Annotated in this window: 11 protein-coding genes; 9 read left to right on the plus strand and 2 right to left on the minus strand. The window is 70.8% G+C overall.

The annotated features are described in order from the left end of the window. The first annotated feature begins 58 nt into the window (after nucleotides 1-58). The 8 genes from ACTMTF_RS05050 to ACTMTF_RS05085 all read left to right on the plus strand — a co-directional run bounded on the left by ACTMTF_RS05050 (nucleotide 59) and on the right by ACTMTF_RS05085 (nucleotide 11,838). Nucleotides 59-1,744, plus strand: coding sequence for a protein kinase domain-containing protein (locus ACTMTF_RS05050; protein ID WP_441109446.1), 1,686 nt, complete (start codon nucleotides 59-61; stop codon nucleotides 1,742-1,744). 143 nt (nucleotides 1,745-1,887) lie between these two features. Next, complete coding sequence (locus tag ACTMTF_RS05055) at nucleotides 1,888-2,910, plus strand: coiled-coil domain-containing protein (protein WP_441109447.1); 1,023 nt, start codon at nucleotides 1,888-1,890, stop codon at nucleotides 2,908-2,910. Between the two features lie 112 nt (nucleotides 2,911-3,022). After that, complete coding sequence (locus tag ACTMTF_RS05060) at nucleotides 3,023-4,783, plus strand: MOSC domain-containing protein (protein ID WP_441109448.1); 1,761 nt, start codon at nucleotides 3,023-3,025, stop codon at nucleotides 4,781-4,783. Between the two features lie 177 nt (nucleotides 4,784-4,960). Continuing rightward, the gene (locus ACTMTF_RS05065; protein WP_441109449.1) at nucleotides 4,961-5,998 is read left to right on the plus strand and encodes a LacI family DNA-binding transcriptional regulator; all 1,038 of its coding nucleotides are present in this window, start codon (nucleotides 4,961-4,963) and stop codon (nucleotides 5,996-5,998) included. 231 nt (nucleotides 5,999-6,229) lie between these two features. After that, nucleotides 6,230-7,531 (plus strand): ABC transporter substrate-binding protein, encoded by a 1,302-nt coding sequence (locus ACTMTF_RS05070; RefSeq protein ID WP_441109450.1) that lies wholly within the window; start codon nucleotides 6,230-6,232, stop codon nucleotides 7,529-7,531. Beyond that, a complete protein-coding gene (locus tag ACTMTF_RS05075) occupies nucleotides 7,525-8,403 on the plus strand; it encodes a carbohydrate ABC transporter permease (RefSeq protein WP_441109451.1) in 879 nt (292 codons plus the stop codon). The genes ACTMTF_RS05070 and ACTMTF_RS05075 overlap by 7 nt, the downstream gene beginning before the upstream one ends. Next, the gene (locus ACTMTF_RS05080; RefSeq protein WP_441109452.1) at nucleotides 8,400-9,227 is read left to right on the plus strand and encodes a carbohydrate ABC transporter permease; all 828 of its coding nucleotides are present in this window, start codon (nucleotides 8,400-8,402) and stop codon (nucleotides 9,225-9,227) included. The genes ACTMTF_RS05075 and ACTMTF_RS05080 overlap by 4 nt, the downstream gene beginning before the upstream one ends. A gap of 22 nt (nucleotides 9,228-9,249) precedes the next feature. Beyond that, nucleotides 9,250-11,838, plus strand: a complete 2,589-nt coding sequence (locus ACTMTF_RS05085; protein ID WP_441109453.1) for a glycoside hydrolase family 78 protein — start codon at nucleotides 9,250-9,252, stop codon at nucleotides 11,836-11,838. Between the two features lie 27 nt (nucleotides 11,839-11,865). On the opposite strand, the gene ACTMTF_RS05090 is transcribed toward ACTMTF_RS05085, so the two are convergent. Both ACTMTF_RS05090 and ACTMTF_RS05095 read right to left on the minus strand, forming a co-directional pair. Further along, the gene (locus ACTMTF_RS05090) at nucleotides 11,866-13,368 is read right to left on the minus strand and encodes a sugar ABC transporter ATP-binding protein (RefSeq protein WP_441109454.1); all 1,503 of its coding nucleotides are present in this window, start codon (nucleotides 13,366-13,368) and stop codon (nucleotides 11,866-11,868) included. 66 nt (nucleotides 13,369-13,434) lie between these two features. Beyond that, entirely contained in the window at nucleotides 13,435-14,235 is an 801-nt protein-coding gene (locus ACTMTF_RS05095) for a DeoR/GlpR family DNA-binding transcription regulator (protein WP_441109455.1), read from the minus strand. A 274-nt stretch (nucleotides 14,236-14,509) separates the two neighbouring features. Here ACTMTF_RS05095 and ACTMTF_RS05100 point away from each other — a divergent pair, with 274 nt between their 5' ends. Next, on the plus strand, nucleotides 14,510-17,038 hold the full coding sequence (locus ACTMTF_RS05100; protein WP_441109456.1) for a PA14 domain-containing protein: 2,529 nt from the start codon (nucleotides 14,510-14,512) through the stop codon (nucleotides 17,036-17,038). The last annotated feature ends 12 nt before the right edge of the window (nucleotides 17,039-17,050 follow it).

Raw genomic sequence — 17,050 nt, forward strand, 5'->3', positions numbered from 1 at the left:
TGTGACGGTGGTCTAGCGTCCTCTGCGAAGGATCTTTCCGGAGCCGGAGGTGTCACGCATGGAGGTTCCCGGCTACACCGAGGTCCGGGAGCTCGGACGCGGTGCCACCGGTCACGTGATGCTGGCCGTCCGCGACTCCGACGGTGAGCCCGTCGCGATCAAGCACCTGTCCGCAGCGTTACGCGAGGACGGCGACTTCCTGGAGCGCTTCCGCGCCGAAGCGGCGGTGATCGGCGAGCTCGACAGCCCGCACACGGCCCGCCTGCTGGACTACGTCGAGGACCCCGGCGACGCCGCCATCGTGATGGAGCTCGTCGACGGCATCCCGCTGCGCCGCCTGCTGCGCCAGGAGGGCGGCACCGGACCCCAGGCCGCCTTGAGCGTGCTCAAGGGCGCGCTGCTCGGGCTGGCCGAGGCGCACCGGCGCGGCATCGTGCACCGTGACTTCAAGCCGGAGAACGTCATCATCACCGAGGAGGGCGGCAGCAAGCTGGTCGACTTCGGTGTCGCCGCCCACGCGGGCGAGCAGGCGCCCCTGATCGGCACCCCTTCCTACATGGCGCCCGAGCAGTGGGACGGCGCACCGGCGGGGCCGGCCGCCGACATCTACGCGGCGGCCGTGGTGTTCTACGAATGCCTCACCGGGCGGCGCCCGTTCGCCGCCGGCGAGGTCGCGGCCCTGGCCTACCAGCACCAGCACGCCGCGCCCGACCTGGACGGCATCGACGAGGAGATCCGCGGGCTGGTCCGGCAGGGCCTGGCCAAGGACCCCGCCGACCGGCCCGAGTCGGCCGAGGCGTTCCTGGCCGAGCTGGAGGAGACCGCCGCGGAGGCGTACGGCCGGCGCTGGGACGTGCGCGGGCGCGCCAGGCTCGCCGCGCTGACCGTGCCGTTCCTCATGACCCGGCCGCTCGCGGAGCCCGTGCCCGAGGTCGGCACGACCTTGTTCCAGTCCACGTTCGCGCCCGCCACCAAGATCGCACTGACCGGTGGGCTGGTGCTGGCGACGGCGGTGGCCGTGGTCTCGGTGTTCCTGATCTGGAACGAGAGTCCGCAGCGGGTGAGCGGCGCGTCCCCGCCGGCCGCGCTCAGGACCTCGCGCCCGCCGACCCCGGACCTGACCTCGCCGCCTCCGACCGGATCCGGTACGGCCACCCCGCCTGCGACCTCGACCGGCGGCTCCCCGACCAGTGGTGACCCGGCCCCGACCACGGGGCCCACGCGGGCACCCGACACCGGCCGCACCCCGGCGCGTGAACCCGGCCGGACGAGGGCGCCCGCCACGTCGGACCCGCCACGCGAGCCCACGAGCCGCCCGACCACGAGCCGCCCGACGACAAGCGCCACGAGCCGGCCCACCAGCCGCCCCACCACCAGCCGCCCCACCAGGACGCCCGCCGAGCCGACGCCGGACCGGCCCACGCGGACGCCCGAGGAGCCGGAACCCACCGGCCCGTCCGACCCCGGCACGGACCCGCCGCCCGCCAGGGCCCACGAGCCGCTCATCTCGGTGTCGGTCAAGGTGTCGCTCGACGTGCCCGTGCTGGGCGGCAGGGGAGACGGCCTGCTGGACGCCGACGTCGGCCTCGGCGTGGGCACCGGCCCGCTGGGCGTCGACGTCGGCCTCGGCGTGGGCACCGGCCTGCTGGGGCTCGTGGTCGTACCGGGGTCCGTGCTGCTCGGACGCCACCTGGTGTTCCGCAGGACCCGCCGCCCCCGCGACCCGGAGCCGGGCGACGAGTGAACGGTCGGTCACACACGATAGAGCGATAAATCATACATTCACATGCCGACACGCAAGATCCTCTACTATCTTGCAGAGGGCGTTCCCGGTCTGGGTTACTGGCCGACCGAATCTCGCCCTGCGGCTATGGGCAAAGGAGAAGCGTGGCGGTTGCGTCTTCCGCCGACCGGCGGCGCGGCCCGCTCCGAGCTCGCACCACAGCTGCCTTCACGGGGCTGACGGCCGGGTTCGTCGTGGCGTTATCGCTGGTCATGCCGGCTACGGCGGGACATGCGGACCCCAAGCCCTCGGTCAAGCAGCTGGAGAAGGAGCTGGCCGAGCTCGGCAAGGAGTCGGACAAGCTGATCGAGGACTACTACCACGGCCGCCGCGAGCAGCAGAAGGCGGAGAAAGCCGAAAAGGCCGCCCGCGAGAAGCTGGAGGCGGCCCAGAAGGTGTACGACAGCGAGTCGACCCAGCTGAGAGCCATGGCCGTCTCCGAGTACATCGGCGGCCGGCCCAGCCACCTCACCCTGATCGCGGACTCCGGGCAGTACACCTCCACGATGAGCAGGATGGCGCTCAGCGAGTTCCTCGTCTCGCAGCAGGAGGCGAGGCTGAGCGGCTTCGCCCGGGTCAGGGACGAGCACGAGCGGGCCCAGCGGGAGGCGGCCGACCGCGCCAAGGAGCTCGACGCCACCGCCGACGACATCGACGAGCGCCGGAAGAAGGCCGAGAAGCTCATCGAGAAGATCAAGGACAAGATCGACCAGCTGCACAAGGCGCCGGGACGCCGCTCCGACGGCACCTTCCTCCCCCAGCTGCCCGGCGGCTCCGACAACATCACGCCCAGAATGCGCCTGGTCAAGACGCTCATCGAGAAACGCTTCGACGTCCCGTTCGGGATCGGCTGCTACCGGGCCATCCAGGACGGCGGGCAGCACCCGCTCGGCAGGGCCTGCGACTTCATGCTCAGCCGCGGAGGCATGATGCCCACGGCGGCGGAGATCGAGCGCGGCCACGAGATCTCCGAGTGGGCGATCAAGAACGCCCGCAGGCTGGGCATCATGTACGTCATCTACCGGCAGCGGATCTGGCACGTCAGCACCGGCGGCTGGCGCGTGATGACCGACCGCGGCGGCACCACCGCCAACCACTACGACCACCCGCACATCTCGGTCTACTGAACGCCGCGTGCGGGAGCGCGGTCTTTACCGAGGTCGGACCGAGAGGAGACGTTCGCCTCGTTACGCTGGCGTGACGCTACGGAACACACGATCCGCGGGGAACGATCGAAGCGTGGCCAAGCTGCTGGCGGTGAACGTCGGCCTGCCGCAGGACATCGCCTGGCACGGCAGGACCGTGCGTACCGCTGTGTGGAAAGAGCCCGTCACCGGCCCACGTCTGGTGCGCCGGCTCAACATCGACGGTGACGGCCAGGGAGACCTCCAGGGCCACGGCGGCGAGCACCGCGCCGTGCTGGTCTACCAGCTCGACTCCTACCGCTACTGGCAGGAACGGCTCGGCCGGGACGACTTCGTCTTCGGCCAGTTCGGCGAGAACTTCACCGTCGACGGGCTGCCGGACGACGAGGTGTGCGTCGGGGACCGCTATCGGATCGGCGAGGCCACGTTCGAGGTCAGCCAGCCGCGCGTCACCTGCTACCGGGTGGGCCTGCGGATGGGCGAGCCGAGGCTGCCCGCCCTGCTGGTATCTCACGGACGTCCCGGCTTCTACCTGCGGGTCCTCACCGAGGGGCGGGTCGAGGCCGGGGACGAGATCGTCAAGATCGAGTCGGGCCCGCAGGGGATGACCGTCGCGGAGATCGACGCGCTGCTGTACCTCCCCGGCCACTCGCGCGAGCGGCTGGCATGGGCGCTGCGCATCCCCGCACTCAGCCCGGGCTGGCAGGCCTCCTTGCGGGCCCTCCACGACCAGGACGCCGCTCCGGCCGGCAACGCGGGACTGGTCCCGGCGGCCGCCGCCGGGCCGCCCGCCGCGTGGAGCGGGTTCCGGCCGCTGCGGGTCACCCGCCTGGACGTGGAGAGCGAGAGCGTGTTCTCGCTGACGCTGGCCGCTCCCGACGGAACCGCGCTGCCGGTGGCCCTGCCCGGCCAGTTCCTCACGGTCCGGGTGCGCCCGGACGGCGGCGGCCCGCCACTGGTCCGCAGCTACTCGCTGTCCGGCCCGCCGGGGGCCGGCCGGTATCGCCTCAGCGTCAAGCGGGAGCCCCATGGCGCCGCCAGCGGCTACCTCCGGGCCCACGTGCGTGTCGGCGACGTCCTCGACGTCGCGGCCCCGCGCGGGGCGTTCACCCTGGAGGCCGGCGAGAGCCCGGTCCTGCTGATCTCGGCGGGTATCGGCGTCACCCCCATGCTCGCCATGCTGCACGCGCTCGCCGGCGAGCGCTCCACCCGCGAGGTGTGGTGGCTGTACGGGGCCCGCGACGGCACGGAGCACCCCTTCGCCCAGGAGAGCAGCACCCTGCTGGCCCGGCTTCCGCACGCGCGCGGGCACGTCTGCTACAGCCGTCCGACGGCCGCCGACCGGCCGGGCGTCGACTACCAGACGCACGGCCGGCTCTCCGGCGGCCTGCTCCGCCGCCTCGGCGTGCCACGGGGCGCCGACGTCTATCTGTGCGGCCCGTCCGCGTTCATGAGCGAGCTGCCCGCCGCCCTGGCGGAGGCCGGCCTGGCTCCCGCCCGGATCCACACGGAGATCTTCGGAGCGGGCTCGGGGTTCAGTCCCGGCCTGGCCGACGTCCCGGCCCGGCCCGTGCACGCACCGGCGGGCCCGCCGGGCACGGGCCCGACGGTCACTTTCGCGCGCAGCGGGCTCACCGTGCCCTGGGACCCCGCCTACGCGAGCCTGCTGGAGCTCGCGGAGGCCTGCGACGTGCCGACCCGCTGGTCCTGCCGCACCGGCGTCTGCCACAACTGCGAGAGCGGCCTGCTGTCCGGATCCGTCGGCTACGCACCCGAACCGGTCGACGCCCCGGCCCCGGGCAACCTCCTGATCTGCTGCTCACAACCACGCGGCGAGCTCGTCCTGGACCTGTGACCCCCGTTCGCCGGCGCGCGACAAGCTCAAGAGGGAGGGGAGAAACAGGCCCGCAAATCATCGGGCGGCGCCCCAGCTGGTGTTGAATCGTTTTAACAAGCCGCGGCGTTCGCTAACGTATGCGTTAGCGACGGTGCCGCCGAGCATCGAGGATGACGTTGTCCGGAGGGGGAGGCCATGGGCTCGGGTGCTCGACGGCGGCGGGTGACGATCGTCGACGTGGCCAGCCATGCCGAGGTCTCCACCACCGCGGTGTCGAAGGTCCTCCGTAACGCCTACGGCGTCAGCCCCGCGATGCGCGAGCGCGTCAAGGCGGCGATCGACGAGCTCGGCTACCGTCCCCAGGCCGCGGCCCGCGCCATGCGCGGCAGGACGTTCACCATCGGCGTCCTGCTGCCCCACATCCGGAACCCCTTCTTCGCCGACATCCTCGACGGGTTCCAGGAGCAGGTCCGCAAGGCCGACTACCAGGCGATCATGATTCAGGGCGGCGAGAACACGCAGGCCGAAGGCCGCGCCATCAACGCGCTGGTCGACAGGCAGGTGGACGGCATTCTCATGGTCGTGCCGCTCTCCTCCAGGACGGGCCTGGAGGAGATCGCCAAGGACGTGCCGACCGTCGTCCTCGGCAGGCACGAGCGGTCGTCGGTCTTCGACTCGGTCTTCGACGACGACGAACTCGGCGCCGAGCTCGCGGTGGAGCACCTGATCGCCCTCGGGCACCGCCGGATCGCGCACATCGGCCAGAAGGACAACAGCCGGGGTCGTCCGGTGGATCTGCTCCATGCGATCCGGGCGGAGACGTACCGGCGCGTCATGCGCGACCACGGGCTCGGCGAGGAGATCGACGTCGTCGCCACCTCCTACACCGAGGAGGGCGGCTACATGGGCGCGCGCGAACTGCTGAGCCGCCCCGCGCGCCCTACGGCGATCTTCGCCGGCGCGGACCTCGCCGCGCTGGGGGCGATGGCGGCGGCGCACGAGGCCGGGCTGTCGGTGCCCGGCGACCTCTCGATAGCCGGCTACGACAACACCAGGATGGCGGCCCTGCCCAACATCGCCCTGACCACCGTCGAGCAGGACGGCGTGCTCATGGGCCGCACCTCCGGGCGCCTCCTTCTGGAGCGGGTCGAGGGTCGTACGTCGTCGGTGCGTTTCTCCGTGACCCCGTCGCTGGTCACGCGGAGGTCCACCGCCGCCTGGGGCGGGGTCTGAGCCGCAGGGCTCGCACACGGTGACGACAGGTCCTGTGAACTGCGCAAACGATGGGTAACGTTACCCATAAAGACATGATTTGGCGGATGTGGTTGAGGTGATCTCCCACTACCACGCCCGATAACGGTTGAGGATCGTTACCCGTTATCAGCCTTGACGGGCTGTCGTGTGACGCCTACGTTAACTCGCAATCGGGCCTTAAAACGATTCGATCGGACCTTGGAGAGCGTTATGAACACCTCTCACCGCGCGCTGGGAATGGGCCTCGCCGTTCTCACCATGGCTGCCCTGACCTCCTGCGGCTCTGACAGCGAACCGGCGACCGGCGGCTCCGTGACCCTGACGTTCCTCGTGGACAACAGCCAGGCCACCATGGACACCGCCAAGGCGCTCGCGGACGCGTTCATGCAGGCCAATCCCACCATCAAGGTCGAAACGGAGAGTCGTCCGGGCGGGACCGAGGGCGACAACATCGTCAAGACCCGCCTGGCGACCGGCGAGATGGCCGACGTGTTCTGGTACAACTCCGGCTCGCTGCTCCAGGCGCTCAACCCGGCCCAGACCATGGTCGACCTCACCGGCGACCCGGTGCTCGCCAACGTGCAGAAGGACTATCTGCCCGTCGTCACCCAGGGCGGCAAGGTCTACGGCGTCCCGGCCGGCACCGCCATGGGCGGAGGCATCCTCTACAACCGCAAGGTCTACGACGAACTCGCCCTGAAAGTGCCCATGACCTGGGCCGAGTTCATGGCCAACAACGAGAGGATCAAGGCCGCCGGGCGCACCCCGGTGATCTCCACCTTCAAGGACACCTGGACCTCCCAGCTGCTCGTGCTGGGCGACCACTTCAACGTCCAGGCCGCGGTGCCGGCCTTCGCGTCGGACTACACCGCCAACAAGGCCAAGTTCGCCACCACCCCGGCCGCGCTGGCGGGCTTCCAGCACCTGGCCGACATCCACGCCAAGGGGTACGTCAACAAGGGCTTCGGCTCGGCCACCAACGAGCAAGGCATGAAGATGCTGGTAGCGGGCGAAGGGGTGCACTACCCCATGCTGAGCGCCCAGCTCCCGCCGCTGGTGGCCACCACCCCGGCGGCGGCCACCGACATCGGCTTCTTCGCCATCCCGGGCGACGACCCGGCCACCAACGGCGCCACCATCTGGGAACCGCCGGGCATCTACCTCGCCAAGACCGGCGAGCACCAGGAGGAGGCCAAGAAGTTCCTGGCCTTCATCGCCTCCCCGCCGGCCGCCGACGCCGTCAACAAGGTCGTCCAGCCGGCCGGCCCGTACCGCATCGACGGCGCCAAGCTCCCCGACGACGCCATCCAAGTGGCCAAGGACCTCCAGGCCTACATCGACAAGAACGCCACCGCCCCCGCCCTGGAGTTCGTCTCCCCGATCAAGGGGCCGGCCCTGGAGCAGATCACCTCCGCGGTCGGCTCGGGCCTGACCACCCCGGCCGAAGGGGCCGCCCAGTACGACAAGGACGTGGAGAAGCAGGCCAAGCAGTTGGGCCTGCCCGGATGGTGACCACCCCCCACCGGACCACGAAGAGCCCTTACCCCTACGCCCTCTACCTTCCGGCGGCCGTGGTCTATGTCGTGATCTTCCTGGTCCCGACGGTGATGGCCTTCTACTTCTCGCTGACCCGGTGGACGCTCTTCGACAGTACGTTCGTCGGGTTCGAGAACTTCGTCGACTTCTTCGCCGAGCAGAACCTGCGCATCGGATTCCAGAACACCATCGTCTACGCGGTGCTGACCAGCGGGCTCAAGGTCGTGCTGGGCATGGCGCTGGGGGTCCTGCTGACCTCGAAGCTGCGGCTGCGCGGATTCCTGCGCTCGGTGGTCTTCTTCCCGGTCCTGGTCAGCACCGTCGCGGTCGGCATCACCTTCAGCGTGCTCCTGCGCCCGGACACCGGCCTGGTCAACAAGGCGCTGGCGCTCGTGGGCGTCTCCGGCCCCGACTGGCTGGGTGACGCGAACACCGCCCTGCTGTCCGTGGTGGTGGTCGACGTCTGGAAGGGCGTGGGCCTGGCCGTCGTCATCTACATCGCGGGCATCCTGTCCATCCCCCAGGACTACTACCAGGCCGTCGCCGCCGACGGGGGGACGGCCTGGCACCGGTTCCGCCATGTCACGCTGCCGCTCAGCTGGCCCGCGACGTACTCGGTGATCATCCTGTCGTTCATCGGCGGGCTGCGCTCGTTCGACCTGATCTGGACGATGACGCGCGGCGGGCCCGGCTTCACCAGCGACGTCATCGCCTCGATCATCTACAAGCAGTACCAGGCCGGCTTCTTCGGCCTGTCCACGGCGGGCAACGTCATCCTGTTCGTGGTCGTCACGGCCATCGTCGTGCCGCTGGCGTACTTCCTGGGCAGACGGGAGGTCTACTCGTGAGGGCGCTCCGCAGGTCAGCCGGCGAGATCGCCGTCCTGCTCATCGCGACCGTCGTCTTCCTCGTCCCGTTCTCCTTCATGCTGCTGACCGCGCTCAAGGACGAGGCCGAGGCGGCCGATCTGAGCTTCGCGCTGCCGACGAACTGGCCCGTCGTCGAGAACCTGATCGCCGTCATCTCGGCCCGGGACTACGTGCTGCTGCGGGCCTACCTGAACAGCACGATCCTCACCGTCACCTCGGTGGCGCTGGTCGTCGTCTTCGGCGCGATGGCCGCCTTCGTCCTGCAGCGTCGCGGCGGCCGCGTCGGCGCCGTGGCGAACATCCTCGTGCTGTCCGGGCTGATCATCCCGCCGGCGATCGTGCCGACGATCTGGCTGCTGCAGTCCATCGGCCTGTTCAAGACCCTGCCGGGCCTCATCCTGGTCGAGGTCGCCTTCCAGGTGTCGTACGCGATGCTGCTGTTCCGGGCGTTCATCGCCGCCATCCCGCGTGAGCTCGACGAGGCCGCGCAGATCGACGGGTGCACCGGATACCGGCTGTTCTTCAAGGTGATCTTCCCGCTGCTGCGGCCGGTGACCATCACGGTCATCCTCACCAGCTCGGTGACGATCTTCAACGACTTCGTCAACCCGCTGTACTTCCTGCCGGGCGACGACAACGTGACCGTCCAGGTCACGCTCTACAACTTCCAGAGCCAGTACAGCACCCGGTGGAACCTGCTGTTCATGGACATCGTGCTCATCACGATCCCGCCGCTGCTGGCCTTCGTCTTCTTCAACCGCAAGATCGTCGCCGGCATGACCGCCGGCGCCATCAAGGGTTGACCTCAGAGGAGCATCACACCCTGTGACCCCCGCACCTGACCTCCGCGTCGAACTGCCCCGCTTCGAGCACCACCGGGAGCCGATCGGCATCGGAGAGAGAACTCCCAGGCTGTCCTGGACGACCGTCACCGACCTGCCGGACTGGCTGCAGCGAGCGTACGAGATCGAGCTCTGCGACGCCGACGGCGCGATCACGTACGCCACCGGGATCGTCGATACCGGCTCCTCCGTGCTGGTGCCCTGGCCCGGCGTGCCCCTGGAGTCGCGCCGGCGACGAGGGGCGCGGGTGCGGGTGCACGGCCGTGACGGGTCGAGCAGTGACTGGAGCCCGTGGGCCTGGGTCGAAGCCGGGCTGCTGGAGCCCGGCGAGTGGCGGGCCGGCGCGGCGGCTCCGCCTCTGGAACTGCTCGGCGCCCCCGACGGGCCGGCCGTTCACCTGCGCCGGGAGTTCGCCGTGCGCGCGTCCATCGCCCGGGCGCGGTTGTACGTCACGGCCCACGGGCTCTACGAGGTCGAGATCAACGGGTCCGTGGTCGGCGACGACGTCCTCGCTCCCGGATGGACCAGCTACGGGCACCGGCTCCGCTACCGCACGCATGACGTGACCGCCCTGCTGCGGGAGGGCGACAACGCCATCGGCGCCACCCTGGCGGACGGCTGGTTCCGTGGACGCGTGGGGTTCGAGGGCGGGCGCACCGGCGTCTACGGCGACCGGACCGCTCTCGTGGCCCAGCTGGAGGTCACCTATGACGACGGCACCGTGCTCCGGGTGGTCACCGACGAGCGGTGGCGATGCGCCCGAGGCGCCGTCACGGCCGCCTCGCTCTACGACGGGGAGCGCTTCGACGCCCGCCTGACCCCCGCGGGCTGGTCGCGACCGGGCTTCGACGACGCCGGCTGGATTCCCGCCGACGTCGTGGCGTTCGATCCCGCCCTGCTCGTCGCCCCGGCGGGCCCCGCCGTACGCCGCGTCGAGACGCTCGGCCCGGTGGCGGTCCTCACCGGGCCCGCCGGTGAGACCATCCTGGACTTCGGCCAGAACATCTCCGGCCGCCTGCGCATCCGCGTCCACGGCCCCGCCGGCCATACCGTCACCTTGCGGCACGCCGAGGTGCTGGAGAACGGGGCCCTCGCCCTGCGCCCCCTCCGGGGCGCCGCCGCGCGTGACGCGTACACGCTGCGCGGTGCGGCGGGCGTCGAGGAGTGGGAGCCCACCTTCACCGTGCACGGTTTCAGGTACGCCCAGGTCGACGACTGGCCCGGTGACCTCGGCCCCGACTCGGTGCGGGCCGTGGTCTGCCACACCGACATGCGCCGGACCGGCCGCTTCACCTGCTCCGACGCCGAGCTGACCAGGCTGCACGAGAACGCGGTGTGGAGCATGCGAGGCAACTTCGTCGACCTGCCCACCGACTGCCCGCAGCGCGACGAACGGCTCGGGTGGACGGGCGACATCCAGGTGTTCGCGCCCACGGCGTCCTTCCTGTACGACTGCGCGGGCCCGCTGACGTCCTGGCTGGAGGACCTGGCGGCCGAGCAGGAGGAGTACGGCACGGTTCCGCACTACGTGCCGTGGGTTCCCCTGGTCTTCCCGGTCGGCCCGGCGGCGGCCTGGGGCGACGCCGCGGTGATCGTGCCGTGGACGTTGTACCAGCGGTTCGGCGACCTCGGCCTGCTGGCCGCCCGGTATCCCAGCATGACGGCCTGGGTCGACCAGGTCGCAGGGCTGGCGGGTGAGCGCCACCTGTGGGACACGGGCTTCCAGTTCGGCGACTGGCTCGATCCGGCGGCGCCCCCCGACCGCCCGGCGAAGGCCAGGACGGACAGCGCCCTGGTGGCCACGGCCTACCACGCGTGGAGCGCGCACCTGGTGGCCGAGACCGCCGCCCTGCTCGGGCGGGACGAGGACGCGGTCCGGTACGCGGCGCTCGCCGCGGCCGTCCGCGAGGCGTTCCGGGACGAGTACGTCACGCCGGCGGGCCGGCTGACCAGCGACAGCCAGACGGCGTACGCCCTCGCGCTGAGCATGGACCTGCTGGCCAAGCCCGAGCAGCGTGACCGGGCGGGGCGCAGGCTGGCCGAGCTGGCCGCCTTCGACGACTTCCGGATCGCGACGGGCTTCGTCGGCACCCCGCTGGTCTGCGACGCCCTGGCCGACGCCGGGCAGCTGGAGACGGCCTATCGGCTGCTGCTCCAGCGTGACTGCCCGTCCTGGCTGTACCCGGTGACCATGGGAGCCACCACCATCTGGGAGCGGTGGGACAGCCTGCTACCCGACAGGACGGTCAACCCCGGCGACATGACCTCGTTCAACCACTACGCCCTGGGCGCGGTGGCGGACTTCCTGCATCGGGTGGTCGCCGGGCTGGCTCCCGCCGAGCCCGGCTATCGGCGGCTGCGGATCGCGCCGCGCCCCGGCGGGGACCTGACGTCGGCCGCGGCCGAACTCGACACCCCCTACGGCCGCGCGGCGGTCTCCTGGCGGCTGGACGACGGCGTTCTCACCGTGACGGCCACGGTTCCGGCGAACGTGGTGGCGGAGGTGGACCTGCCCGGACTGGCTCCGGTGGAGGTCGGCTCGGGTACGCACACCTTCGCCACCGCGCGCTGACCCGCGGCCGGCCGGCTCGCCGGCGTCTCAGTCCTTCGCCAGGGCGGCGAGGAGGCGCTCCTCGGTCACCTCGGGGCCGGCGAGCTGGTCGGTGATCGCGCCGTCCCGCAGCACCACCACGCTGTCGCAGTTCTCCACCAGCTCGGCCACGTCGGAGGAGATCAGCAGGATGGCCAGGCCGTCCACGGCCAGCTCGTCCAGCAGGCTCTGCATCTCCACCTTGGTCGCCACGTCGACGCCCCTGGTCGGCTCGTCCAGCAGCAGCACCTTGGGGTGCATGGCCAGCCAGCGGGCCAGCAGGACCTTCTGCTGGTTGCCGCCGGACAGCTCGCCCGCGGCCTGGTGGGGGGAGACCGCCTTGATGCCGAGCCGCTTCATGAACGTGGCCACGATGCTGTCGACCCGCGCGTCCGACACGATCCCGGCCCTGGACAGGCGGGGGAGCGCCGCCAGCGCGATGTTGTCGCGCACCGACAGGGTCGGCACGATGCCCTCGGTCTTCCTGTTCTCCGGGACCAGGCCGATGCCGGCGCGGATGGCGTTCCTGATCGACCAGTTGCGGGGCCCGGCCCCCGACACCGCCCCCGACACCGTCACCTGGCCGGCGTCGACCGGCATCGCGCCGGCGATGGCCCGGGCCGTCTCGCTGCGACCGGCGCCCAGCAGCCCGCCGAGACCGACGACCTCACCCGCGCGCATCACCAGCGACACCCCGTCGAGCACGTGGTGGCGGGTCAGGCCCGTGGCCTCCAGCACCGGCAGGTCGCCGGGCTCGTCCGGCTGCCCGGTGACGGCGGAGGGCCGCGCCGGGTGGAAGGGCCGGCCCAGCATCAGCGAGACCAGCCGCAGCCGGTCGAGACCCGCCAGCGGGCCGGTGTGGACGACCCGGCCGTCGCGGAGCACGGTGACGCGATCGCAGATCTCGTAGAGCTCCTCCAGCCGGTGGGTCACGTAGACGACCGAGCGGCCCTGCTCACGGAGTCTGGCCACGGCACCGAACAGCGTCTCCAGCTCGGCGTGGTCCAGGGCGGCGGTGGGCTCGTCCATGATCACCAGCTGGGCGTCCGCCGAGGCGGCCCTGGCCAGCGCGACGAGCTGGCGGGCTCCCTCGCCCAGCGACGCGAGGGGCCTGCGGACGTCCGTGCGCAGGCCGTACGTGGCGAGGACCTGCGTGGCGCGGTCGTTGACGGCCGCGAAGTCGATCAGCCCGAACCTGCCGCGCGGCTCCCTGCCCAGCAGCAGGTTTCTGGCGATGCTCATGGTGGGCACCAGGTTGGTCTCCTGGTGGACGGTGGCGATGCCCGCGCGCCGGGCGTCGGCCGGGTCGGTGAACCTGACCGGCTCGCCTCGGTAGCGGAGCTCGCCCGCGTCGGGCTGGTGGACCCCGGACAGCACCTTGACCAGAGTGGACTTGCCCGCGCCGTTGCCGCCGACCAGCGCGTGCACCTCGCCGGGCCGCACGGACAGGGTGACGTGGTCGAGCGCGATGACGCCCTGGAAGGTCTTGAGAACTCCTGCGACCTGTAACACGGTTGCCTCCGGACTCGATCGTGATCGTAGCAGGAAACAATCCAGTAACAGAGAAGTCACATTCGATCAGAGTCGGGCGATGTGCAGCCGGACGCCACGGCCGGACAGCTCGTCCAGCACCTCGGTGGGCGCGCCCTCGTCGGTGACGAGGTGGTCGATCTCCTCCGGCGGGACGGTCTGCACCATCGTGTCGATGCCCACCTTGGTGTGGTCGGCCAGCACGACCACCTCCTCCGCCGCCGCGGCCAGCGCCCGGTCGACGCCCGCGACCACCATGGTGGGGGTCGACAGGCCGCGCTCGGCGCTCAGCCCGTTGCCCGAGATGAACGCCCGGCGCACCCGCAGCCCGGCCACCGAACGCTCGGCGGCGCTGCCGACCAGGGCCAGGATGGAGCCGCGCAGGGTGCCGCCGGTCAGCATCACCTCGACCCGGGGCGAGCCCGCCAGCGCCTGCGCGACCAGCAGCGAGTTGGTCACCACGGCGAGCTCGGAATGCCTGGTCAGGCGGCGGGCGAACTCCTGGGTGGTGGTGCCGGGGCCGATCACGATGGCGTCGCCGTCCTCGACCAGCGCGGCGGCCAGCTCGGCGATGGCGGCCTTCTCGGCCGACTCCAGCGACACCTTGTGCGTGTAACCCGCCTCGCGGGTCAGCTCGCCCGGCAGCGTCGCGCCGCCGTGGTGGCGGTTGAGCAGCCCTTCCGACTCCAGCGCGCGCAGGTCGCGGCGCACGGTCACCTCGGAGGAGTGCACGGCCTGGGCGAGCTCGCGCAGCGACACGGCGCCGTTGGCGCGCACCAGCTCCAGGATGCGCTGCCTGCGCTCAGCGGCGAACACGGGCCGGCGTCCGTCGCTCTGCGTGTCGCTCACGCTCCCGATCATAGACGCACGGTCAAATCCGCTTTCGCCTCTGACCGATTAAGTACGAATCTGATCGGAAATCTTGACCGGCTGGGTCCATTAGTGCTTATTTGGAGCCCAGACAGGGGTCACTTCCTGTCCGATCCTGATCGAAGGGCCGCATCATGCGCACCCCCCACCTTCGTCCGTCCGGTCGCCCCCGCGCTGTCGGGACCTGTTCCTCGCATCCCCCCGCGTGAACGTGCGTGAACGTGAACGTGCTCTCCGTGTGAAAGGACCATCCGTGCGAAAGACGATCGCGGTACTGACCTCCGTACTGCTGGCGGTGTTAGGCGCGGTGGTCGCCGCGCCGCCCGCCGTCTCCGATACGAGCGCCGGCGAAAGGCACGGCCTGCGCGGCGACTACCACCTGTCCACCGGGGCGGGAACGCTCGACTTCGGTGAGCTGAAGGCCAGCGTCGTGGAGCCCAACCTGGAGCTGTCCGACCTCAACCCGGCGCTGCAACTGCTGACCGGCCGGGCCGACGACGTCTCCGTGCGGTGGACCGGGCAGATCCAGCCCGAGCACTCCGAGACCTACACCTTCTCGATGATCGGCGACAACGGCTTCCGGCTCTGGATCGACGGCCAGGTCATCATCGATCACTGGGTCGACGACTGGGACGTCGAGCAGGTCGGCACGCCGATCGCGCTGGAGGCGGGCCGGAAGTACGACGTCAAGGTCGAGTACTTCGAGCACTTCGGCGGCGCCCACCTGCGGCTGCGCTGGCAGAGTCCGAGTCAGCCGAAGGAGATCGTGCCCGTCGAGGCGCTCACCTTGCCCGAGGGGTTCGACCCGCCGGGACCGGTGGCCGCCACGGTGAACGAGGCCGGTGACGTCGCCACGCTGACGTTCGGCAAGCCCCTGAACGCGCTGCCCGCCGACGCCGCCGACAAGCTCGTCATCACCGTCGCCGGCACCAGATGGCCGGTGAAGTCCGCCGCCCTGACGGGACAAGACACGGTGGCGCTCACCCTGGAGCACCCGGTTCCCGCGAAGGCGGGCAGCAGCCTGCGCGCCTCCTACGACGGCAGCGGCGGGATCACGCACACCGACGGCACCCCCCTGGCCGCCTTCCCCTACGCCTTCGTGATCAACGCCTCCACGCACATCCTGTCCACCCGCTGGTCCAAGGACGTGAACCCGGCCCGCCCGCTGCCCGAGTACCCCCGCCCGCAACTGGTCAGGGACGACTGGCGCAGCCTCAACGGCACCTGGCAGTTCGCCCCCGCCCAGGAGGGCGAGGCCGCCCCGATCGGCCGCGACCTGTCCGAGCGGATCGTCGTGCCGTACCCGGTGGAGTCGCAGCTGTCCGGCATCGGCCGGCACGAGGAGCGCATGTGGTACCGCAGGACGTTCGAGGTGCCCCGCTCCTGGAAGGGGGAGCGCGTCCTGCTGCACCTCGACGCCGTTGACTGGGACTCCACCGTGTACGTCAACGGCGAGCGGGTGGGCAACCACAAGGGTGGCTACGACCGCCACACCGTGGACGTGACGGACGCGCTGAAGCGCCACAGCCGGCAGGAGCTCGTCGTCGGCGTCGTCGACCTCACCGACCAGGGCGGCCAGGCCGTCGGCAAGCAACGGCTCGCCCAGGGCGGCATCTGGTACACCCCGGCCTCCGGCATCTGGCAGTCGGTCTGGATGGAGCCGGTGCCCGAGAACCACATCGAGCGCGTCGACACCGTCCCCGACGTGCCCGGCCAGGCGCTGAAGGTCACCGTCAAGGGCTCGTCCGGCACCGCGATCGTCACCGCCCGCGACGGCAGGCGCGTCGTCGGCCGGGTCGTCGGCAAGGTCGGCACCGAGCTGACGCTGCCCGTGCGTAACCCGAAGCTGTGGTCGCCGGAGGACCCGCACCTGTACGACCTCACCGTCAAGGTCAAGCACGACGAGGTGAAGTCGTACTTCGGCATGCGGACGATCTCCGTCGAGAACAACCGGATGATGCTCAACGGCAAGCCCGTCTTCCAGATCGGCCCGCTCGACCAGGGCTTCTGGCCTGACGGCATCTACACCGCCCCCACGGACAAGGCACTGCGCCACGACCTGGTGGAGACCAAGAGGCTCGGCTTCAACGCCGTCCGCAAGCACGTCAAGATCGAGTCCGACCGCTGGTACCACCACGCCGACAAGCTCGGCCTGCTGGTCTGGCAGGACATGCCGTCGGCGCACCGGAGCACCGACAGGCCGCAGTTCGAGGCCGAGCTGAAGGCGATGGTCGACCAGCACCGCAGCAGCCCGTCGATCATCATGTGGGTGCCCTTCAACGAGGGCTGGGGCCAGTACGACATGGCCCGCATCGCCGACCAGGTCAAGAGCTGGGACCCCTCCCGCCTGGTCAACAACCAGAGCGGCGTCAACTGCTGCGGCGCCGTCGACGGCGGCAACGGCGACGTCAAGGACCTGCACATCTACCCGGGCCCCGGGAACACCGGCAAGCCCAGCGGCACCCGCGCGACCGTGCTCGGCGAGTACGGCGGGCTGGCCCTGCCGGTCATCGGCCACACCTGGACCGGCGGCGGCTGGGGCTATGCCACCGAGCCGGACAACAAGGCGCTCACCGACCGCTACATCGCGATGACCGAGGAACTGCGCCGGCTGCACGCCTGCGACGACCTCAGCGCCGCCATCTACACCCAGACCACCGACGTCGAGACCGAGATCAACGGCCTCATGACCTACGACCGCGCGATCACCAAGCCCGACGTTCAGCGCGTGCACGACGCGAACAAGGCGCTCACCGGCGAACTCAGCCCGGCCTGTGCCTGATAGGAAGGAATC

Source organism: Nonomuraea sp. ZG12 (genome assembly GCF_052068115.1).
Lineage (GTDB): Bacteria > Actinomycetota > Actinomycetes > Streptosporangiales > Streptosporangiaceae > Nonomuraea.

Excerpts from the sequence above, each read along its gene's own strand:
- ACTMTF_RS05050 (WP_441109446.1), top strand. The coding sequence starts at position 59 with ATGGAGGTTCCCGGCTACACCGAGGTCCGGGAGCTCGGACGCGGTGCC.
- ACTMTF_RS05065 (WP_441109449.1), top strand. The coding sequence starts at position 4,961 with ATGGGCTCGGGTGCTCGACGGCGGCGGGTGACGATCGTCGACGTGGCC.
- ACTMTF_RS05070 (WP_441109450.1), top strand. The coding sequence starts at position 6,230 with ATGAACACCTCTCACCGCGCGCTGGGAATGGGCCTCGCCGTTCTCACC.
- ACTMTF_RS05075 (WP_441109451.1), top strand. The coding sequence starts at position 7,525 with ATGGTGACCACCCCCCACCGGACCACGAAGAGCCCTTACCCCTACGCC.